Here is a 21,278-nt window from a genome sequence, read left to right on the forward strand (position 1 = left end):
CGGCGGCGGGTGCATGCCGCGGGTCATCTCCTGGGTCGTCGCCGACATCGACGTGCCGCTCATCGCGGGCGGCCTGGTCTGCGACCGGGACGACGTTTTCGCCGCGCTCAAGGCGGGCGCCGCCGCGATCGCCTCGTCGAATACCGATGTCTGGGAGATGTGACCCCGTCGGCGGACCCTTGACACTCGCCCGAGCGTCACTCTAGGTTTGCCCTGCGGCCATCTGATCACCCGTTCGGCCGCCACAATCACATATCGGCTCCGGCCTCCGTGCCGGAGCAGTTACTAGAGACCAGAGAACAGTAACTCCTCGCCCGTCGAGAGTTGCTGTTCTTTTTTTGTTGCCCGATTGCGAACCACAACGAGGTGGACTGTGAACAGAGCGCGGAAATGGACCGGATTCCTGATCCTGTCGATGTCGTGCGGCATCATCTTCCAGGTCGCCTACATCCGCTTCGTCTTTCTCGGCCCCACCGCCGAGGCGCTGCACCTTTCGACGCAGGACTACGGCAACATCATCTCCGTGTTCGGCATCGTGGCGATCGTGATGTACTTCGCGGGAGGTTGGTTCGCCGACAAGTTCTCGCCGAAGATCCTGGTCACACTGGGTCTGGCCGGTACCGGCGTGCTGGATCTGTACATCGCGCAGGCCCCCGGCTACACCGGCACGCTCGTCGCGCACGCCCTTATGGCGGTCATGGGCACCGGCCTCTACTGGCCGGCTCTGCTCAAGGCCATCGGAATGCTCGGCGACGCCTCGGAACAGGGACGGCTCTTCGGATTCCTGGAAGGCGCGCGCGGCGTCACCTCCACCCTCGTGGGATTCGTCGGCACCGCATTGGTGGCGACGGCCGTCACGCAGGCCGCGGGTGTCACGTGGCTCATCCGGCTCTACGGAATACTCGCCTTCGTCTTCGCCGCGCTCATCTGGTTCTTCGTGGACAGCGACAAGGAGAAACTGGCCGCGCTGGATTCCAGCACCGTCACGCTGAAGCAGCTGTGGCGGGCCGCCAGGAACAAATACACGTGGCTCATCGGGCTCACCGTGATGATGATGTACTGCTTCTACACCACGCTCGGCTATTTCTCGCCGCTGCTGGAGCACCGCTACGGGATCGCGGCGGGTCTGATCGGTGTCATCGGCGTGGTCCGTACGTACGTGTTCCAGTTCGCCGCCGGGCCCGCGGGCGGTGTGGTCGTCGACAAGGTCACCCGGTCGACGCCGCGCTTCCTGCGCTGGATGTTCCTGGGGTGTGCCGGTGCCGCCGCGCTGTTCCTCGTACTGCCGCGCAGCACGGCCTTCGGCTGGGCCGCCGTCACCCTGATGTTCCTGCTCTGCCTGTTCGTCTTCGCCAGCCGCGGGGTGTACTTCGCCACCGTCGGGGAGGTGGAGATCCCGGCCAACGAACGGGGCGGGGTGATCGGCCTGGTCTCCGGGATCGCGTTCCTGCCGGACGCCTTCCTGCCGTCGCTCGCCGCCTGGTGGATCGGCGACCCGTCGGCCAGCCCCGCGGTGCCGGAGCGCGGCGGCGGCTACACCACCATGTTCGTCTTCCTGCTGGCCGCGGCGCTGCTGGGCCTGCTGTTCACCACACTCACCATCCGTATCCGCCGCAGGGAGCTGGCCGCGCGTGCGGCGGCGTCCGCGCCGGCTCCCACCGAGCCGGCCCCCGCGCTCTGAGGAAGGTCACTCACCATGGACATCACCGACTTCAACCGGGACTTCTTCTCCCTCGACGGCCGCAGCGCCATCGTCACCGGCGGCAACACGGGCCTCGGCCGGGCGTTCTCGCTGGCCCTCGCCAAGGCGGGCGCCGACGTGTTCGTGCCGTCCGTCACCGAGGACGACGGCACCACCCGCGAACTGATCGAGGCCGAGGGCCGCCGCATGGAGTTCATGAAGGCGGACCTGACCGGGCCCGGGGTGCCGAGGCGGATCGTCGAGGGCTGCGCGGAGGCCTTCGGGTCGGTCGACATCGTGGTGAACTCGGCGGGCATCTGCAACATCGCGGAGGTCGAGGAGTTCGGCCGCGAGCAGTGGGACCCGATGGTCGACATCAACCTCACGGCCCCGTTCGAGCTGAGCCACGAGGCGATCCGCTTCATGGTTCCGCAGCGCTCCGGAAAGATCATCAACATCGCGTCGATGTTCTCGTTCCTCGGCGGCCAGTGGTCGCCCGCGTACGCGGCCACCAAGCACGGCATCGTCGGCTTCACCAAGGCGTACTGCGACGAGCTGGCCCAGCACAACATCCAGGTCAACGCCATCGCGCCCGGCTACTTCGCCACGAAGATCACCGAGGCGACGCGGGCGAACCCGGAGACCAACCAGCGCGTCCTGGACCACATCCCGGCGGGCCGCTGGGGCGACGTCGCGGACCTGATGGGCGCGACCGTCTTCCTCGCCTCCCGGGCGTCGGACTACGTCAACGGGCACGTACTCCCGGTGGACGGGGGCTACCTGGTCCGCTGAACCCCCCACGCCCCGCCCTCCCCCACGCACCGCACACCAAGAGGTAGATCACCATGGCCCAGTCGCTCTCCAAGCTCACCCGCGAAGACATCGTCGCCCACCTCACCGGCCTGCTCGACGCCGGACAGGTCGTCACCGACACCGAGGAGCTGAAGCTCGCGAGCGTCGACCGGTTCAAGAAGTACCAGTCGGTACACGGCATCTTCGACGCCCCACTCCCGGCCGCGATCGTCAACGCCCGTTCCACCGAGGACGTCTCGAAGGTCCTGGCCTTCGCGAACGACAACAGGATCAACGTGGTCGCGCGGACCGGCCGCACCGGCACCGAGGGCGGTCTTGAGACCGCGGTCGAGGACACCATCGTGCTCGACGGCTCCGGCCTGGACCGCATCCTCTCGGTCGACGCCGAGAACATGCAGGTGACCGTCGAGTGCGGGGTGCCGCTCCAGGTCCTCGAGGACAAGCTGCGCGAGCAGGGGCTCACGACGGGCCACTCCCCGCAGTCCAAGCCGCTCGCCCAGTACGGCGGGCTCGTCTCGACCCGCTCCATCGGCCAGTTCTCCACGCTGTACGGCGCGATCGAGGACATGGTGGTCGGTCTGGAGGCGGTCTTCCCGGACGGCTCGGTCACCCGCATCAAGAACGTCCCGCGCCGCGCGGCCGGACCCGACATCCGGCACATCGTCATCGGCAACGAGGGCGCCCTCTGCTACATCACCGAGGTGACCGTCAAGGTCTTCAAGTACCAGCCGGAGAACAACGAGTTCCACGGCTTCCTCGTCGACGACATGGCCACCGGCGTCAAGGCGATCCGCGAGGTCGTCACAGGCGGGTTCAAGCCGTCGGTCGTCCGGGTCTACTCGCCCGAGGACGCCCGCCAGCACTTCTCGCACTTCTACCGGGGCAAGGTCGTCGTGGTCTTCGTGGCGGAGGGGCCCAAGGGCCTCGTGCGCGCCACCAGCGAGGAGATCGAGCGGGTGCTGGACCAGTATCCGCACGAGAAGGTCGACCCGGGGCTGATCGAGGACTGGTTCGACAACCTCAACTGGGGCGTCGACAAGATCGAGGCCGAGAAGCAGGTCATGCTCGCCAAGGGCGAACTGGGCTACACCACCGAGGTCTCCGTCGACTGGTCGCGCACCGTCGAGCTGTACGACAACGTGATCCGGCGCATCCGCACCGAGTTCCCGGCCGCCGACGACCTGGTCATGCTCGGCGCCCACTCCTCGCACAGCTACCAGACCGGCACCAACCTGTACTTCGTCTACGACTACCGGATCGACTGCGAGCCGCGCGAGGAGATCGAGAAGTACCACATCCCGCTCAACGCGATCATCGTCGAGGAGGCGCTGAAGGTGGGCGGCTCCATGGTCCACCACCACGGCATCGGCAAGTACCGCGCCCCGTGGACCACGCAGGAGCACGGCAGCGCGTACCAGATCCTCGCCAAGCTCAAGGAGACCTTCGACCCCAACGGGATCATGAACAAGGGCACCATCTTCCCCATGGACGCCTGAGCCAGACGCCCAGCCGACCCCGGCCGCCATCACGCCGGCCGGGGTCCTGCTCCTTCCCCGACCCGCACGACCTCTCCGGAGTGGCCATGTCCAGCGCCCGTCCCCGCTACCTCATCGGCATCGACAACGGCTCGCAGTCGTCGAAGGTGACCGTCTTCGACACCGACGGACGGGTCGTCAGCGAGGGCCGCGCCGCGCTGCGCCCCTACGACACCCCGCGGCCCGGCGTCGTGGAGCATCCGGACGACGACCTGTGGACGTCGATCGGCGCCGCCAGCCGGGCCGCGCTCGCGGCGTTCGGCGGGGACCCGGCGGACATCGTGGGCGTCGGACTGTGCACCATCCGCTTCTGCCGTGCCGTCCTCAAGGCGGACGGCACGCTCGCCCAGCCCGTCATGAGCTGGATGGACGAGCGCGTCGGACTCCCCTACCAGGACACCGACCCCGAGGCCGCCCGCGTCACGACCAGCTCCGGCTACATCGGTCACCGGATGACGGGGAAGTTCCGTGACACTGCGGCCAACTACGCCGGGATGTGGCCCCTGGACCCGGACACCTGGCGGTGGAGCGACGACGACGCGGAGATCGCGAAGCTCGGCCTGCGCCGCGAGCTGCTCTTCGACCTCGTGCTGCCCGGTGACGTCCTGGGCGAGGTCACCGAGGCCGCGGCACTCCACACGGGCATCCCCGCCGGGGTCCCCGTGGTCGCCACGGCCAACGACAAGGCGGTCGAGGCTTTGGGCTGCGGGCTGCGCTCCCCCGACACCCTCCTCGTCTCGCTCGGCACCTACGTGGCCGGCATGGCGACCGGCCCGCGGAACGTCACGGGCCCCTCGGACTTCTGGGTGAACTACGCCGCCGTGCCGCACTCCTACCTCTACGAGTCCGGCGGAGTGCGGCGCGGCATGTGGACGGTCAGCTGGTACCGCGACCTGCTCGGCGAGGAGGCGTCCGTCCGGGCGCGCGCCGCCGGGCTGGAGGTGGAGGACTACCTCAACGCCGAAGCGGCGAAGGTGCCGCCGGGGTCCGACGGGCTGATGACCGTCCTCGACTGGCTCGCCCCGGACGACGCCCCCTTCCGTAAGGGCACGATGCTGGGCTTCGACGGACGCCACGGCCGCTTCCACGTCTACCGGTCCATCCTGGAGGCCCTCGCGATGACGGTCCACGACACGACGGAGCGCATGGCACGCGAACTGGGCACGGCCCACCGCGAGATCATCGTCTCCGGCGGCGGCTCCCGCTCCGACCTGATGATGCGGATCCAGGCCGACGTGCACGGCGTTCCCGCCCGCCGCGCCGAGGCGTCCAGCGCCGCGGGCCTGGGAGCCGCGATCTGCGCGGCGGTGGGTCTCGGTGTGCACGCGGACTTCGAGGAGGCCACGGCCAGGATGGTCCGCGACGGTGAGGTCTTCCACCCGGACCCGGAGAACCACGCCCTCTACCGGCGCCTCGAAGCGGTGTACCGGGACGTCCGCGAACACACCGACGCCCTCTACCGCCGTACGTACGACGTCTTCGGCTGAGGCCGGTCAGCGGGCGCGGCGGATGCGGACGGGGCCGCGCGCGGTCGCCGGGTCGACCCGGCGACCGCGCTGGGTGACCGTGACCTCCCCGGCCTCGGCCAAGCGCCCGGCCGCCCGTCGGGCCGGGTCCATGAGGGCGCGCCAGCCGTCGTCGTCCCCTTCGTAGACCGCGCGTGCGGCGTCCGAGGGGCAGATCGTCGCTTCCGGGCGGCGGCGCTCCAGGAGTTCCAGGATGGCTCGCTCCAGCCGTCGGCCCGTCCGCTCGTCCTCGTCCGCCACCCGGCCAGTATGACGATCCGCGGGCGGTCGCGCCCGCGGGCGGCCCGGTGATCGCCCTGAACGTATCCTCGCTCTGAACGGCGAGGGCGAGGGCGAGGGACGGTGCACGTGGCAGCCGGCACACCGCAGGCGGGACAGACCCGGACGTCGCTGAGCGCGCGGGCCCGCGAGGCCGTGCGCGAGCGCATCGTGGACCGCCGGTATCCGATGGGCACGCGGCTGGTGGAGCGGGAGGTCGCGGAGGAGCTGCGGATGTCCCGGGTGCCGGTCCGCGAGGCGCTGCGCGCGCTGGTCGCCGAGGGGCTGCTGGAACTGCTGCCGCACAGCGGAGTGCGGGTGCGGCGTCTGGAGCGGGCCGACGTCCGGTACCTGTACGAGGTGTGGGAGCCGTTGGCCGTCCAGGCGTCGCGGCTCGCCGCCCGGCAGGTCGCGGCGGCGGACGGGCCGCTGCCGGAACTGGACGCACTGCGTGCCTCCCTGGCGCGGGCCGAGGACGCCGCCGAGGAGGACGAGGGCGCGCTGGAGGTCGCGGCGCACACGGAGTTCCACGAGCGGATCGTCGCGCTCTCCGGAAACCCGCTGCTGGCCCGCACCATGGAGCAGCTCGGCTGGCAGTTGCAGTTGCTGTTCGGCATGCGTGTCGAGCCCGCGCACATGCGGGCCCAGCACGCGGACATCTTCCGGCACATCGCCGCGGGCGACGAGGAGCCGGCCGCCGCGAGCACGCTGCTGCACGTCCGGGACAGCCGGGCCGTGGCACTGCGGTCCCTCTTCGGGGACGACGCTTTGTATACCAAGTAACTCCTTACCTGCCGGGCGACTCCCAAGTGTGCAGCACCGGTGCGAATATTCAGCGAATCTTCCGGGCACATCCGACACCCCCTTGTCCCGCCCTCCTGGCTTGGTATACAAAATGGCGCCAGGCAGGTCTCCCCCTGCCGCGACACCCCGTCCCCCACCAGGAGCCCAGCGATGTGCATCGAGCCCTCCGAGCCCCCGTCCCCCCGGCTGACCCGCCGGGGCGTGCTCGCCGCCTCCGCGGCCCTCGCCGGTACCGCGACGGCCCTCGGTTCCGCCGGACCCGCGGCGGCGACCGCCTCGGACCGCCGGCCGCGCACCGGCGACCTGGTCGTCGAGGGCGGCACGCTTCTCGACCCCGCGACCGGTGACGTCACCGAGGACGCCGTCGTGGTGATCCGGGACGGCGTGGTGCGCGCGGCCGGCGCCCGCGGCAGGACCACCGTCCCGGCCGGTGTCCCGCGCCTCGACGCGCACGGCCAGTGGATCCTGCCCGGCCTGATCGACGCGCACATCCACCTCAACACCGTGGCCGAGGCACGCGACGCCGTCGGCAAGGGCGCGACGAGCGCGCGCAGTGGGTCCACGAACTTCTACCAGGACATCGCCGTGCGCGAGCTGGCCCGCCGGGCCCCCGGCATGGCGCCCCGGCTGCGGGCGGCGGGCATCTTCGTCACGCCGGACCTGGGCGACACCCTCCTCGCCGACCCGGAACTCGCCGTGCTGGCCGGACTGAAGGGCGGGGTCCGGTCCGCCGAGGCCCTGCGCCACGTCGTGCGGGTCAACCTGGCGCGCGGCGCCGAGGTGGTCAAGACGCGGGTGAACGAACGCGCCGGGCTGCCCGAGCAGGACCCGCTGGCCCAGGTCTACTCGCACGCCCAGCTCAGCGAGGTGGTGGCGGCGGCACGGCGCGGCGGGAAGGGCGTGCTCTGCCACAGCTACAGCGAGAAGGGCTGCCACGACGCGGTGACCGCGGGCATCCGCTCCCTGGAGCACGGCGTGTTCGTCGGCGAGCGCACCCTGCACGAAATGCGCCGACGGGACACGTACTTCACCCCCACACTCACCGCGATCGCGGGCCTCGCCGAGTCCTCGGACCCGGTACTCGCCGAGCGGGGCCGGGCCTATCTGCCCGTGCTGAAGCAGGCGGTGCTGGCGGCGCACGAGCTGGGCGTGCCGCTGGCGGCGGGCACCGACTCCTCCGGCGGCACGGTGGACCCCATCGGCCGCGAGGTGGAGTTGATGCACGCCGCCGGACTCCCGCCGCTCGACGCGATCCGCACGGCGACGACGCACGCCGCGCGGCTGCTCGGCCTGGAGGGCACGGCGGGCCGGCCGGCCCGGGGACACGCGGGTGACCTGGTCCTGGTCACCGGCGACCCGCTGGCCGACGTGTCGCTGCTCAAGAAGCCGTCCCGGGTGGTGCGTGCGGGCATCCCCGTCTGACCACCGCCCCGCCCCACCACCCGCCCCACACCCCCGACCCGTAGGAGAACGGCATGACTCCTCCGCCCCTGTCCCGGCGCAACGTCCTCGCCGGTGCCGCCTCGCTGGGCGGCACCGCCGCCCTGGCCGCCACGCCGGCGCACGCGTCACCCGAACCGGCGCGGCACGCCCGCGGCGCCGTCGTGTTCCGCGACGTGCGTCTGCCGGGCGGGTCCGGGGCGGTGGACCTGACCGTCCTCGACGGCCGGGTCTCGGACCGGCCGGCGCCCAGGGGTGCCAAGGTCGTCGACGGCGGCGGCCGGCTGGCGCTGCCGGCGCTCGTCGACGCGCACATCCACCCCGACAAGACCAGTTGGGGCGGCCCGTGGGTGTCGCGCAGGCCCGCGAGCGGCATCGCCGAGTACTGCGAGCAGGACGTCGAGCTGTACCACTCCCAGCGGCGCCCGGTCGGCGAGCGGGCGTACGGGCTGATGGCGCACGCCGTGACCCGCGGCACCCGGGCCATGCGGGCCCACGCGGACGTCGCTCCCGCCTACGGCCTCAACGGCGTGGAGGGCATCGCCGAGGCGCGGGAGCGTCTGGCGGACGCGCTGGACGTGCAGATCGTGGCGTTCCCGCAGCACGGCGTGGTCCGTACGCCGGGCACGGCCGAACTCTTGGCAACTGCGGCGCGCGAGGGCCTGGTCGACATGATCGGCGGCATCGACCCGATCAGCTTCGACCAGGCGCCGGAGGAACAGCTCGACCTGGTCTTCGACCTGGCCGACCGGCACGGGATCGGCGTCGACATTCACCTGCACGACCGGGACGAGAAGGGGACCCGGGTCATGCGCGGCATCATCGACCGCACCCGGTCCCTGTCGCTGCGGGGCCGCGTGACGGTGAGTCACGTCTTCTGTCTGCCGTTCCTCGCCGAGCGCGCCCTGCGCACCATGGCCGAGGACCTGGCGGAGCTGGACATCGCCCTGACGACGGTCGCGCCGAACGAGTCCCTGGTCCTGCCCGTGTCCACGCTGCGCGAGTACGGCGTACGGGTCGGGCTCGGCTCGGACGGCGTGCGCGACTCCTGGAGCCCGTTCGGCGACGCGGACATGCTGCACCGCGCCCATCTGCTGGGGTGGATCACGGACGTACGCCTCGACGACGAGCTGGCCTCCTGCTACGACGTCGGCGCGCACGGCGGCGCGGACGTGATGGGCCTGCCACGGGCCGATCTGAAGCCGGGGGCGCCGGCGGACTTCGTGCTGGTGCGCGGCGAGTGCCTGCCGCAGGTCGTGGTCGACATGCCCCGGCGCGACATGGTCGTGCACGGCGGGCGGGTGGTGGCCCGGAACGGCGAACTGGTCTGAGAGGGGCACCTCCGGAGGCGCTCCCACGCCGGGGTGTGTGGAGCGTCACGCACGACAAGAGCCGCCCAAGTTGTCTGAGTCACAGCGCAAATGTCCCTTTGGCCCCCATGCTCGAATCGGATGCCGGCGCCCGAAGTGACGCGCGCCGGCATGGACTTGGACGTGGGGTGCTGGAGTGAGTCATGCCACAGCACTCGGACTCTCCCTCTCTTGTTCACCGGAGAAAGGTGCGAATCGTGGCCGCTTACCTGTGCCCGCCCGCCGTCATACACGGCGAGCACGCCGTCAAGACCAGCCAGATCGTGGAGGAGGTCCGCGAACGGCACCCGGACGCGGCGTGGGCGCCCCGGATCGACGGCATCGCGGCCAGTACCGGCATCGAGACCCGGGGCTGGATGCTGCCGCTGGAGTCCGCCGTGGCGCCCGGTGCCTCGGGCGCCCTGTCGGCGACCGGCACCGGACCCGCGCGCGAGGCGCTGGTCCGCGACGGGTTCACCGAGCAGGACGTGGACCGCGTGGTCGCCGCCCTCGAAGCGGTACCCGCACCGCAGACCGTGCAGGAGCGCACCGCCCCGGCCTGGGAGGCCGTGCAGGCCTACGGGGAGCGGGCGGCGCGCGGGGCCCTGCAGATCGCCGGGCTGGACGTCTCGGACGTCGACTGCCTGATCACCAGCAACTCCACCACCCCGGCCCTGCCGGGTCTGGACGTCGCCCTCGCCAACCGGCTCCCGCTACGCGGCGACACGATGCTGCTGCCCGCCTCGCAGTGGGCCTGCGTCGCCGGGACCCGTTCCCTGGCACTCGCGGCCGACCTCGTGGCGGCCGACCCCGACCGGGTGGTCCTGGTCGTGATCTCCGAGGCGCTGAGTACGACCTACCAGCCCGCGGACGACACCCTGGAGTCCCTGATCGTCCGGCTGCTGTTCGCGGACACCGCGGTCGCGACGGTGGTCACGGGCCGCCCCAGGCCCCAGTCGGTGCTGCGGCTGGACGCCTCCTGGCACCACACCCTGCCGGACACCCAGGACCTGCACCGCCTGGAGACGCGGGCGGACGGCACCCACTTCGTGATGGACCGGCGCGGCCCGCGCGCCGTGCAGAACACCGTCACGGCCATGTGGGACTGGCTGCACGACCGCTACCAGGACGACCCGAAGTCGTGGCACCCCGACGTGCTGCTCGCGCACCCCGGCGGGACGCGCGTGCTGGAGTACATGGAGCAGACCATGCCCGAGGAGTGGCCGTCGGGGCTCCTCGACCACAGCCGGGACAGCTACGCCAGTGGCAATCGCGGCGGCGCCGCCGTGTTCGACATCATGCGCCGGGCGCACGACGCGGGACAGCGGCCGGGCAGTCGCGCCGTGCTGTACGCGGCGGCCCCGGGCCTCACGGCGACCGCCCTCGAAGGCGAGTGGCTGTAGCGCGGCCGCGCCGTCACCGGGCCACCACCGCCCAGACCACCTTGCCGGTGTCCGTCCACCGCACCCCCCAGCGGGCGGTGAGCCGGTGCACGACGTGCAGGCCGCGACCGCCGTCGTCGAGCAGTCCGCCGCGGCCGAGGCGGGGACGGCCGTTGCCGGTGTCGCCGACCTCGCACAGCAGTCCGTGACCGGCCCGGATCAGCCGTACCGTGATGGGCCCGCGGGCGAACCGGACCGCGTTGGTGACCAGCTCGCTGACCAGGAGCAGCACCCTGTCCCGGGTGTCGTCCCTGGTACGCCACTCGCGCAGCAGCGCGGAGACCAGCGTGCGGGCCCGGGCGGCCGCGTCGTCACGGGCGGGCAGCCGCCAGGTGGCGGTGTCCCCCTTGCGGTAGCCGATCATGCGGGCCAGCAACAGGGTCACGTCGTCGCGACCCCGCAGCGGCGACAGCCCGGAGACGACCCAGCGCGCGGCCTCCTCCAGGACGTCCCAGGGGTGCACCGTGGACACGGCGTCCGCGAGCCTGCCGATGCCCTCGTCGATCGGCACGGCGGGATCCTCCACCAGCCCGTCGGTGTAGAGGGCGAGCAGGGATCCCGGGGGTGCGGCGAACGTGTGCACCCCGAACGGCTCCCGCAGGGCGAACTCCGCGCCGAGGCCGGGATGCGGGCGGACCGCGAGCGGCGCGGCGCGTCCGTCCGGGAGCACCAGGACCGGGGGGAGGTGGCCCGCGCTGGACAGGGCCACGCGGTGGCTGACCGGGTCGTAGACGGCGATGCAGCAGGTCGATCCGAGGGCGCTGTAGCCGGCGGCCAGCCCCGACTCCGCGTCGTCTAGCATCGTCACCGTCTTGTCCAGGTGTTCGAGCACCTCGTCGGGCGCCAGTCCCGCGGAGAGCAGGGCGCGGGCCTCCATGCTCAGCTGGCCCATCGTCGCCGCGGCTCCCAGGCCGTGTCCGACCACGTCGCCGACGACGAGGGCGGTGCGGCCGTCCGGGAGGGGGAAGCTGTTGACCCAGTCGCCGCCGACGCCCGCGCTGTCGGGGGTCGCGGGCTGGTAGACGCTGGCGGTCTCGACCGTGTCGCCGCCGGTGCGCGGCAACAGTCGCCGCTGCAGGGCCAGCACCTGGGTGTGCTCGCGCTGGTGCTGCCGGGCCAGGTCGACGTGGTGCGAGGTTCTGGCCACCAGTTCCTGGAGGTCGAGCAGCTCGCCGTCGTTGAAGGGGCGGTCGGCCCGCCGCCAGACCTCCGCCACGCCGAGCACCACGGGCGGCGACCCGTCGAGGACGAGCGGGATGCAGGCCACACCCGCCGACCGGTCGCTGGGGACCAGGGCGCGGACCAGCTTCGGGCTGCCGAGGACCCGCTCGATCGACTCGCGGTCCGGGATGACGATGGCCTGGGCGGCGTCGTCGCGCCGGATCGCCTGCGACAGCAGATGACTCGCGTCCTTGGGCAGGTCGTCACCCTCAGTAACGTAGCCCTCGGGCCAGACCCGGTCCGGCACCAGGGCCGCCCGACGCAGCCGGATGCGTCCCTGACCGTGCTCGGTGACCCCCTCGCCCGTCCACACGGCGAAGTCGAGGTCGATGGCGGCCACGTCTCCCCAGGCCAGCAGAGACTCCGCCAGCGACTGCGCGGTCTCGCCGATGTCCAGCGAGGTGCCGATCGCGGTCTCGGCGGCGTACAGGTGCAGTCTCCTGGCCATGGCGATCAGGGAGACGGTCAGGCCCTCCTGCGGCGCCGCGGCGGACAGGATGCTCATCGAGACGACCAGCTCCGAGCCGTCCGCGCGCCGCAGCCGCTGGACCCGGGCGACGTGCGCCTCGCCGGTCTCCAGCACCTGCCGCAGCCGCCGGGTGACGGTGGGTACGTCCCAGGGCGGCAGCAGGTCGACGAAGGGGCTTCCGGATACGACGTCCAGACCGGCGAAGACGGGGGCGTCCAGGTTGCTGCGCGTGATGCGCAGCTCCCGGTCCAGGTTGACCGCGCCGAGGATCTGCTCCTGGCGGCCGGCCGCCGGGTTGGGGTGGACGCGCACGCGGGCGGCGGTCTGATCCGGCGCTCCGGAGGCGTCGTCCGCCGCCGCGCCGCCGCGCGGGATGTACTTGCCCAAGGCGCTGCTGACCAGGTCGAACGGCGACGAGGACGAAGAGGACGAAGGAGAGGGTGTGTCCATACGGCTCTCTCAGCTCGCTCGCCGGCCCCGGCACGGCGCCGGGCCGTACTCGCACCCGTGCGGCGGGCCCCGAGATCTCCGACCGCACACCTCATTCAATAACACGCCGGGCGCCTTCGCCCACACCGGCGCCGCGACGCCAGCGCTCGGGCTCGATGCGGCCCGCGTACAGGGGCAGCTCCAGCGGCGGCCCGCCGTCCTCGAAGGGGTCCCACACCCGGGTGAGCCCCGCGGTGCCCCGCGCTCGCACCCGCCGGGCCTCGGCCAGGTCGATCACGTCGGTCAGGACCTCCTCCGTCCCGGGCCCGGCCTCGGCGCGCGTCCGCCCCTCGGGGTCCACCACGACGCTGCGCCCGAGGCCGTCCGGCGCGGCCGCGTTGAGGCTGGCCATGAAGACCTGGTTGACGATCGCGTTGGCCTGCGCGAGCACGACTTCCTGGGCACGGTCGACCGTGGGGGTGCGGACCAGGTTCAGTACGAGGTCGGCGCCCTGCCAGGCGAGGTGGCGGGTGACCTCGGGGAACCAGGCGTCGTAGCAGATCGTCAGGCCCACCCGTCCGTGTCCGGCCAGGTCGAAGACCACGAAGTCGGAGCCGGCCGCCGTGGTCTCGTGGGGGCGCCACGGGAAGATCTTGCGGTACGCCGCGACCCGCTCGCCCGCGGGTGAGTAGACGGGGGCGGTGTTGTAGATCCGGCCGTCGGCACCCTGCTCGTAGACGCTGCCGGGCACGAGCCAGATGTCCAGTTCACGGGCGAGTGCGGCCAGCCGGGCGCCGCGCGGGCCGTCCATGGGCTGGGCCCCCGCGGTCATGACCCGCTCGGGGTCCTCGCCCGGCTCGTGCCCGCACAGATGCAGTTCCGGGTAGGCGAGCAGCCGGACGCCGGGGTGCGCCGCCATGACGCGGCGCACGTCCTCGGCGAACGCGTCTGCGGCACCGGTGGCATCGGCGGCGTGGTGCCGCGCGGCCGTCTGGACGAGGCCGATCGGCAGGGGAGTCGTCATCACTGGGCAGCCTTCCGCGGTCGCCGACGTCGGGGGCGTGGTCGAGCCAATCACCGGGCCACCCCACCGGACAAGATCCCCTTGTCCAGCGCGATCCACAGGAAGAACCTGTGGTCCGCGCGGCGTCCCGCGCCGCCCGGCGGCCGTGGTAGAACGAGGGCCCCCGCGTCGGCGTCAGGACGTCGCGCGCCCCCGACCCGACAGGACACCGACCGCGTATGACCCTCAACCAGCTGAGGGCCTTCGTCGAGGCGGAGCGGCTCGGGTCGTTCACCGCAGCGGCGCGGGCCATGGACATCGCCCAGGCCTCCGCATCCGAGCTGGTGCGCCGTCTGGAGACCGAGCTGGACGCCGAGCTGTTCGCGCGGGGCAGCCGCACCCTGGCCCTGACCTCGGCGGGCCAGGAACTGCTGCCCTACGCCCAGCAGGCGGTGGAGGCCGCCGAGAGCGGAACCCGGGCGGTGCGCTCCCTGGGTTCGCTGGGCGGCGGGACCGCCACCTTCGGTGTGCTGCGCAACGCCGACTACTACCTGCTGTCCAACCTCGTACAGCTGTTCCACGCCCGTTATCCGTCCGTCCGGGTCCGGCTGGTGGGGCAGAACTCCGCCGAGACCGCGGCGGCCGTGGCGGCGGGACGGATCGAGGCCGGGCTCGTGGTGCTGCCGATCGAGGACGAGGGGCTGGTGGTGACGCCGCTGCTGCGGGACGAGGTGTTCTTCGTCAGCGCGAGCGAGGAGCGCACCCGGACGCCCATGACCATCGAGGCGTTCTCCCGCACCCCGCTCGTCCTCTACGACGCCCACTACGGCTGGCAGGACCCCACCCGGCGCCAGCTCGCGGAACGGGCCCAGCTGGCCGGGGTGAGCGTCGATCCCCTGATCGAGCTGGAACATGTCGAGGCCGCGCTGGGTCTGGTGGCCGCCGGTGTGGGCGACACCATCGCCAGCCGGGCCGTGGTCGCCGGGGCGACGTTTCCCGCAGGGCTGCGCACCGTCCCGTTCGCCGACCCCCTCTACGACACGATCGCGCTCGTCAAGCGGCGGGGTCATCCGCTGTCGCGGGCCACCCGGGAACTGGTCAGGATCGCCGAGGACACCTTGCGCGAGATCCGGGACGATCTCGGCCTCTGAGCAACGGCCGCCCGAGCCAGGGAAAATCCACAGGGAAACCCTGTACTTCGGACAGGAATCGCCCCTCTGGTCCTGTGGCAGAGTCCCGTCTAGCGTCCCTGCCATGCAGATCACGCACGACGAAGCACAGTCCCTCCCCCCGTTCCAGTGGCTCAAGAAGCCGTCCGTGGACGGTCCGCCCGCCCAGCGCGACCCCTCGGTGGTCGAGCGCGTCTCACAGATGCTGAGCGAGATCGAGCGCAAGGGCATGGACGCGGTACGCGGCTACGCCCAGGAGCTGGACGGCTGGTCCGGCGACCTGGAGATCGAGGCCGCCGAACTGAAGAAGTCGGGGGACGCGCTTCCCCCGGACGTCCGTACCGCGCTGGAGATGGGCTACGAGCGCACCCACCGCTTCGCCGCCGCGCAGCGCGAGCACCTGACGGACTTCGAGATCGAGGTGGCTCCCGGTGTCGCCGGCGGTCAGCGCTACGTTCCCGTCTCCCGCGTCGGCGCCTACCTGCCCGCCGGCCGGTTCCCCCTCCTCGCCAGCGCCTTCATGACGGTGAACGTGGCCAAGACGGCCGGCGTCCCCACGGTCCTCGCCTGCACTCCCCCGTCCGGCGAGCACGGCGCGCACCCCGCCGTGCTGTACGGCGCCCACCTGTCGCGCGCCGACCGGGTGTTCGCGCTCGGCGGCGTCCAGGCGCTCGGCGCGATGGCCTTCGGGCTGCTCGGTGAGGCACCGGTCGACATGCTGGTCGGCGCGGGGAACGCGTACGTCACCGAGGCGAAGCGGCAGCTGTTCGGCCGGGTCGGCATCGACCTGCTGGCCGGGCCCTCGGAGGTCGCCGTCATCGCGGACGACAGCGCCGACCCGGTGTGGGTCGCGGCGGACCTGCTGGGACAGGCCGAGCACGGGCCCAACTCACCGGCCGCCCTGGTCACCACCTCCGCCGAGCTGGGGCGCGCCGTGATCGCGGAGGTCGAGCGCCAGCTGGGGACGCTGACCACCCGGGACATCGCCGGCCCGGCGTGGCGCGACTTCGGCTCCGTCGTCGTGGTGGACGACCCGGCCGCCGCCGTCGCGGTGGCCGACGTGATCGCCCCCGAGCACCTGGAGATCCAGACCGAGGACGACGACTACTACCTGGAGAACCTGGCCAACTACGGCTCGCTGTTCATCGGGTCGTGGTCGACGGTCGCCTACTCCGACAAGGGCATCGCCGGCACCAACCACGTACTGCCGACCGGCAAGACGGCCCGCTACAACGCGGGGCTCTCCGTGTCCCGGTTCCTCAAGCCGCTGACGTACCAGCGTGCCTCGAAGGAGGGGACCGCGTCGCTGGCCCCGGCCGTCGAGCGCGTCTCGGCCTTCGAAGGGCTGGCGGCGCACGGTGCGACGGCGACGCTCCGCATCGACCGGATCGGGCGGAAGTCCGGCGCGTTCGACGACGTTCCGGCCGCACTGCGCGACCAGCTGTGACCCCTCGCGTGCCGCCGCATGCCGTGCGGCGGCACGCGACCGCCGCTCCGGTGCCGAAGCCCCCCCGCCACGCCCGGCCACGCGCCCTGTCCCCACCCGAGGTTCTGCCATGCCACACCACCCGTCCGCGCCACCGGCGCCCACCGGAACAGGGAGCGGCACCGCTCTCACCCAGGGCCTGAAGGGCCGCCAGATCACCATGATCTCCATCGGCGGGGTGATCGGCGCCGGACTGTTCGTCGGCTCGTCCGCCTCCGTGACCGCCGCCGGGCCGGCCGCCCTGGTCTCCTTCCTGCTGGCCGCGGGGCTGGTGGTACTGGTCATGCAGATGCTGGGCGAGATGGCCGTGGCGCAGCCCGACACCGGTTCCTTCTCCACCTACGCCGACCGTGCGCTGGGCCGCTGGGCGGGCTTCTCGATCGGGTGGCTGTACTGGTGGTTCTACATTCTCGTCATCCCCATCGAGGCCATCGCCGCCGGTGAGGTGGTCGCGGGTCTCACCTCGGTGCCCAGCTGGATCCCGGCGCTGGTGGTGATCGCGCTGCTGGCGGGCAGCAATCTTCTCGCGGTGCGCAAATACGGCGAGTTCGAGTACTGGTTCGCCCTGCTGAAGGTCGTCGCGATCGTCGCGTTCCTGGTTCTCGGCGTGCTCGCCGTCCTCGGTCTGCTGCCGGGGTCGGACACCCACGGGGTGTCGAACCTGTGGAGTCACGGTGGCTTCGCACCGCAGGGCGGCACGGCCGTCCTCGCCGGTCTGCTCACCGCGATGTTCAGCTTCCAGGGCAGCGAGATCGTCACCATCGCCGCCGCCGAGTCCGAGGAACCGCGGAAGAACATCAGGAAGGCCGTGCGCGCGGTGGTCTGGCGGCTCGGCCTCTTCTACATCGGCTCGATCCTCATCGTGGTGTGTCTGGTCCCGTGGAACGCCGACGATCTGGCGGCCGGCTCCTACCAGGCCGTTCTCGACCGGATGAACATCCCGGGCGCCGCGCGGATCATGGACGTCGTCCTCGTCGTCGCCGTGGGCAGCTGCCTCAACTCGGCCGTGTACACCGCGTCCCGCATGATGTTCTCGCTGGCCGGGCGCGGCGACGCCCCCGCTCTCTTCGCCCGCACCTCGCGGCAGGGAGTCCCCCGCAACGCGGTCGCGGCCTCCACGGTCGTCGGGGTGGCCGCGGTCGTCGCCAACTTCCTGCTGCCGGACGTCTTCTCGTACCTCATCGCCTCCAGCGGAGCGATCGCCCTGATCATGTATATGGTCATCGCCCTCACCCAGTACGCGAACCGGCGCAAGGGAGGGCAGCCGGCCGAGGTGCGGATGTGGGGGTTCCCCTACCTGACCCTCGCCACGGTCGCCTTCATCGCCGGGGTGCTGGTGGTCATGGCCGTGCTGCCGGGGCACCGGCTGGAGCTGTGGCTCTCGCTGGGCCTGACCGCGGTCCTGGTGGGCGTGGGGGTGCTGCGGCAGCGGCGCCCGAGGGGCGGCCCGGCGTCCTCGGTCCGGGAGCCGGAGGGGGCGGCGCGGCACACGGTCGGCGGGCGCTGACGGATCAGCGGGCGCGGGCGTGCGTGGCGCGGGGCACGAACTCGGTCGGCAGGACCAGCCGTTCGCCGGCCGGGTCGACCTCCTTGGCGATCCGCCGGACCAGCAGCCGGGCGGCCTGGCGGGACAGCTCCCGCAGATCGTGCCGGACGGTGGTGAGCCGGAAGGCCTCCCACGCGGCCATCGGGAGGTCGTCGAAGCCGATGACGGTGAGGTCGTCGGGGACCCTGACGCCGGCGGCGAGGGCCGCGTTCAGGACCCCGATGGCCACGACGTCGTTGCCGCAGAACACGGCGGTGGGCGCCCGGTCCGCGTCGAGCAGGGAGGGCAGCGCCCGGTACCCGGTGTCGTACTCGAAGGCCCCGCGTACCACCCGGTCCTCCGGCAGTCCGACGCCCGCCTCGGCGAGGGCCAGCCGGAACCCCAGCTCGCGCTCGCGCCCCGTGGTGGTGTTCGCCGCGCCGAAGACGCCCGCGACGTGCCGGTGCCCGAGGGCCACGAGTTCCCGGGCGACGAGCCGTCCGCCGCCTTCGTTGTCGACGACGGAGGCGAAGTCGCCGGCCCGGCCGGTGTCCCGGTTGAGGAAGACGTAGGGCATGCCGCGACGGTCCAGCTGAGCGGGCAGGCGGGAGTCGGTGGTGGCCGTCGCGAGGACGACGCCGTCCATCGACTGGTCCAGCAGCTTCTCCTCCGCGACCGCCTCGTCGGACCGCTCCGTGATCAGCATCATGCGGTAGCCGAGGCTGCTCAGTTCGTCGTGGAGCGGGGCGATGACGTGCGGGTAGAACGGGTTGGTCAGGTCGGTGACGATGACGCCGACCCGTCGGGTGGCCCGCGTGGAGAGGGTGCGTCCGGCCTCGCTCGGCACGTAGTTCAGCGCCTGGGCGGCGCGCCGCACCTTCTCGCGCGTGGCCTCGGAGACACGGGGATCGTCGCGCAGGGCCCGGGAGACCGTGGGCTGCGAGACACCGGCCAGTCTGGCCACGTCGTGACTGGTGATCCCCATCGGCTCTCTCCTCGTCGCCACCGGCGCCACCCGATGGCGCACCCCCATCCAATATACGTATGTCAATCCCGTGACAACCAATCGCCCCTGCGCGCACTCCGCCACACCAGCCGCAGTCGATCCTCGACATCCGAACACAAAGACCTTGACCCACCCCTTGACATCACGGCCACCGGCGCCTGTCATGGAATGCATACGTATACACAAGCAAGGAGCTGTCATGCCCGACGCAGTCGTCACCACCCACGAGCTGGACCGCCGTACGGTGCACCGCAGCGACTTCGTCTCCTGCGACCAGGCGTTCATCGACTGCCGCACGCCCGGTTCCGACCGCAAGGAGAACTACGCGATGATCGGGCCCGGCGTCTCACAGGCCGCCGGCCAGCACGTCAACCTCCGGCTGCCGCACGGCTACAACATCGGTGCCGCCGCCATGCCGCACGGCATCACCAACAACCTGCACCTCCACTACACGGCCGAGGTCTTCGTCTGCACCGAGGGCGAGTACCTGCTGCGCTGGGGCGTCGACGGCACCGAGGGCGAACTCATGCTCCGGGCCGGCGACATCGCGTCCGTCCCGACCTGGATCTTCCGCGGGTTCACCAACACCGGCCCCGACGACGGCTGGCTGTTCACCGTGCTGGGCATGGACGACACCGGCGGCATCATCTGGGGCCCCTCGGTCCTGCGCGAGGCGAGCGAGCACGGCCTGTACCTCACCGCCGACAACGAACTCGTCGACACCGTCGCCGGGGACCCTCTCCCCGCGGAGGCCGAGCTGGTCAGCCCCATGGCCCGGGAGCACATCGACCGGCTCCGCCGCTACACCCCCGACGAGATGAGGCGCCGCATCGCCGCGGCCGACGACCTGGTCTTCTCCGAGCGGCCCTTCCTCGACAGCACCCTGCCCGGGGGCGGAGCCCGGCTGAGCTGCGTCATCGGCTACGGCATGACGGAGGACCCGCACCAGGAGCCCCGCGTCTTCAACCCGCACGGCCACAACGCCGCCTGGCTCCGCGCCGATCCCGGGCAGGGCGTCTCGACGCACCGCCAGCACGAGACCCAGACGCTGATCGTGAAGGACGGCCTGTGGGAGGTCACCCTCAACCGCACCGACCCCGTCACGGTCCGCCTCGGTCCGCGCGACATGCTCTCCGTCCCGCAGGACGCCTGGCGCTCCGTACGCAACGTAGGCGACGAGCGGGGCGACCTCCTCGTGGTCAACTCCGGTGACGGGCGGGTCCGCCTGGAGTGGGACGACGAGGTCGTCAAGAGCGCGGCGGACGCGGGCCTGGGCATCGACCACAACGGCTACGTCGCCCCCTACGCGCTGCTGCCCCGCTCCGCACGTCCCTGGTGACCGGCGTGCCGAGCGAGGACCCGGCCGGTCCGCCGCCCCTGGTCGTCGTGCCCGGCATGCTCTGCGACGCCAGGCTCTGGGACGACGTCGACTTTCCGCAAGGTCACGCCGTCCATCACGTCCCGCTGCGGCGGGACGGCATCGGGGCGCTCGCCCAGGACGTGCTCTCCACGGTCACGGGCCCGTTCGTCCTCGTCGGGCTGAGCCTCGGGGCCATCGTCGGCTTCGAGGTCCTGCGCCGGGCGCCCGAGCGGGTCGCGGGGCTGTGCGTGATGGCGACCAACCCGGGTGCGCCGCGCCCCGGGCAGTACACGGCCTGGCGGGAGATGGACGAACAGATCCGGGCCGGCCGGTTCACGGACGTCGTCGAACGGACGCTGCCGGACATGTTCTCCGACCGGAGCCCCACCCCCGGGGCGAAGCGGCGCTACCGGGCCATGGCGCACGCGGTGGGTGCCACCGCCGCCCGCGCCCAACTCGCCGCGCAGGCCACCCGCACGGACGCGACCGGCGTACTGCGGACCGTCCGCTGCCCCACCACGGTACTGGCCGGAGAACGGGACGCGCTGTGCCCGCCCGCCTTCCACCGGACGATCGCGCGGACCGTTCCGGGAGCAGGTCTGACGCTGCTGCCGGACGCGGGACACCTCGTGCCGTGGCAACGGCCCGACGCGGTGTCGTCCGCGCTGCGCGACCTGGTCACGGCCGTCGGCCCGTCGCCGGACCGCACCGTGGCCACCCCCTCCTGAACGACCTGACACCCCACCCTTCACCCACTGGAAG

At 72.0% G+C, this 21,278-nt stretch carries 18 protein-coding genes; 14 read left to right on the forward strand and 4 right to left on the reverse strand.

Translation table 11 applies throughout. From position 1 onward, the window contains the following. The first annotated feature begins 13 nt into the window (after positions 1-13). The 5 genes from ACZ67M_RS17075 (at position 14) to ACZ67M_RS17095 (ending at position 5,516) form a co-directional block, all read left to right on the forward strand. The gene (locus ACZ67M_RS17075) at positions 14-163 is read left to right on the forward strand and encodes a glycerol-3-phosphate responsive antiterminator (RefSeq protein WP_469851502.1); all 150 of its coding nucleotides are present in this window, start codon (positions 14-16) and stop codon (positions 161-163) included. 210 nt (positions 164-373) lie between these two features. Next, entirely contained in the window at positions 374-1,681 is a 1,308-nt protein-coding gene (locus ACZ67M_RS17080; RefSeq protein ID WP_469851503.1) for an MFS transporter, read from the forward strand. Between the two features lie 15 nt (positions 1,682-1,696). After that, the gene (locus ACZ67M_RS17085; RefSeq protein ID WP_392012966.1) at positions 1,697-2,473 is read left to right on the forward strand and encodes an SDR family oxidoreductase; all 777 of its coding nucleotides are present in this window, start codon (positions 1,697-1,699) and stop codon (positions 2,471-2,473) included. 53 nt (positions 2,474-2,526) lie between these two features. After that, positions 2,527-3,990: an FAD-binding oxidoreductase gene (locus tag ACZ67M_RS17090; RefSeq protein ID WP_361364566.1), complete on the forward strand. Its 1,464-nt coding sequence runs from the start codon at positions 2,527-2,529 to the stop codon at positions 3,988-3,990. An 86-nt stretch (positions 3,991-4,076) separates the two neighbouring features. Next, complete coding sequence (locus ACZ67M_RS17095; RefSeq protein WP_392101676.1) at positions 4,077-5,516, forward strand: FGGY-family carbohydrate kinase; 1,440 nt, start codon at positions 4,077-4,079, stop codon at positions 5,514-5,516. A 6-nt stretch (positions 5,517-5,522) separates the two neighbouring features. Here the strand turns inward: ACZ67M_RS17095 and ACZ67M_RS17100 are convergent, their stop codons facing one another. Continuing rightward, a complete protein-coding gene (locus ACZ67M_RS17100; protein ID WP_361364572.1) occupies positions 5,523-5,795 on the reverse strand; it encodes a DUF3253 domain-containing protein in 273 nt (90 codons plus the stop codon). Between the two features lie 108 nt (positions 5,796-5,903). Between ACZ67M_RS17100 and ACZ67M_RS17105 the strand changes: the two genes are divergently transcribed. The 4 genes from ACZ67M_RS17105 to ACZ67M_RS17120 all read left to right on the forward strand — a co-directional run bounded on the left by ACZ67M_RS17105 (position 5,904) and on the right by ACZ67M_RS17120 (position 10,809). Beyond that, a complete protein-coding gene (locus ACZ67M_RS17105; RefSeq protein WP_392101674.1) occupies positions 5,904-6,596 on the forward strand; it encodes a GntR family transcriptional regulator in 693 nt (230 codons plus the stop codon). Between the two features lie 171 nt (positions 6,597-6,767). Continuing rightward, entirely contained in the window at positions 6,768-8,039 is a 1,272-nt protein-coding gene (locus tag ACZ67M_RS17110; RefSeq protein ID WP_469851506.1) for an amidohydrolase family protein, read from the forward strand. 53 nt (positions 8,040-8,092) lie between these two features. Beyond that, a complete protein-coding gene (locus tag ACZ67M_RS17115) occupies positions 8,093-9,388 on the forward strand; it encodes an amidohydrolase family protein (RefSeq protein ID WP_467323860.1) in 1,296 nt (431 codons plus the stop codon). A gap of 236 nt (positions 9,389-9,624) precedes the next feature. Beyond that, the gene (locus tag ACZ67M_RS17120; RefSeq protein ID WP_385795704.1) at positions 9,625-10,809 is read left to right on the forward strand and encodes a type III polyketide synthase; all 1,185 of its coding nucleotides are present in this window, start codon (positions 9,625-9,627) and stop codon (positions 10,807-10,809) included. Between the two features lie 13 nt (positions 10,810-10,822). On the opposite strand, the gene ACZ67M_RS17125 is transcribed toward ACZ67M_RS17120, so the two are convergent. Together ACZ67M_RS17125 and ACZ67M_RS17130 are read right to left on the reverse strand one after the other, a co-directional pair. After that, entirely contained in the window at positions 10,823-12,988 is a 2,166-nt protein-coding gene (locus ACZ67M_RS17125; RefSeq protein ID WP_469851507.1) for an ATP-binding SpoIIE family protein phosphatase, read from the reverse strand. Between the two features lie 91 nt (positions 12,989-13,079). Next, on the reverse strand, positions 13,080-13,991 hold the full coding sequence (locus ACZ67M_RS17130) for a carbon-nitrogen hydrolase family protein (protein ID WP_469851509.1): 912 nt from the start codon (positions 13,989-13,991) through the stop codon (positions 13,080-13,082). Between the two features lie 218 nt (positions 13,992-14,209). Between ACZ67M_RS17130 and ACZ67M_RS17135 the strand changes: the two genes are divergently transcribed. The 3 genes from ACZ67M_RS17135 (at position 14,210) to ACZ67M_RS17145 (ending at position 18,132) form a co-directional block, all read left to right on the forward strand. Then, positions 14,210-15,121, forward strand: a complete 912-nt coding sequence (locus ACZ67M_RS17135) for a LysR family transcriptional regulator (protein ID WP_122619378.1) — start codon at positions 14,210-14,212, stop codon at positions 15,119-15,121. A gap of 103 nt (positions 15,122-15,224) precedes the next feature. Next, the gene (gene hisD / locus ACZ67M_RS17140; RefSeq protein WP_392238405.1) at positions 15,225-16,586 is read left to right on the forward strand and encodes a histidinol dehydrogenase; all 1,362 of its coding nucleotides are present in this window, start codon (positions 15,225-15,227) and stop codon (positions 16,584-16,586) included. Between the two features lie 109 nt (positions 16,587-16,695). Beyond that, the gene (locus ACZ67M_RS17145) at positions 16,696-18,132 is read left to right on the forward strand and encodes an amino acid permease (RefSeq protein WP_469851511.1); all 1,437 of its coding nucleotides are present in this window, start codon (positions 16,696-16,698) and stop codon (positions 18,130-18,132) included. Positions 18,133-18,136: 4 nt separating this feature from the next. Here the strand turns inward: ACZ67M_RS17145 and ACZ67M_RS17150 are convergent, their stop codons facing one another. Further along, positions 18,137-19,441 (reverse strand): LacI family DNA-binding transcriptional regulator, encoded by a 1,305-nt coding sequence (locus tag ACZ67M_RS17150; RefSeq protein WP_469851513.1) that lies wholly within the window; start codon positions 19,439-19,441, stop codon positions 18,137-18,139. On the opposite strand from ACZ67M_RS17150, the gene ACZ67M_RS17155 reads away from it, so the two are divergent. Both ACZ67M_RS17155 and ACZ67M_RS17160 read left to right on the forward strand, forming a co-directional pair. Then, positions 19,356-20,495, forward strand: coding sequence for a cupin domain-containing protein (locus tag ACZ67M_RS17155; protein WP_469851515.1), 1,140 nt, complete (start codon positions 19,356-19,358; stop codon positions 20,493-20,495). The two genes, ACZ67M_RS17150 and ACZ67M_RS17155, sit on opposite strands and share 86 nt — an antisense overlap. Before the next feature lie 5 nt (positions 20,496-20,500). Further along, the gene (locus tag ACZ67M_RS17160) at positions 20,501-21,244 is read left to right on the forward strand and encodes an alpha/beta fold hydrolase (RefSeq protein WP_469851516.1); all 744 of its coding nucleotides are present in this window, start codon (positions 20,501-20,503) and stop codon (positions 21,242-21,244) included. The last annotated feature ends 34 nt before the right edge of the window (positions 21,245-21,278 follow it).

This window comes from Streptomyces sp. NPDC107500, assembly GCF_055582785.1.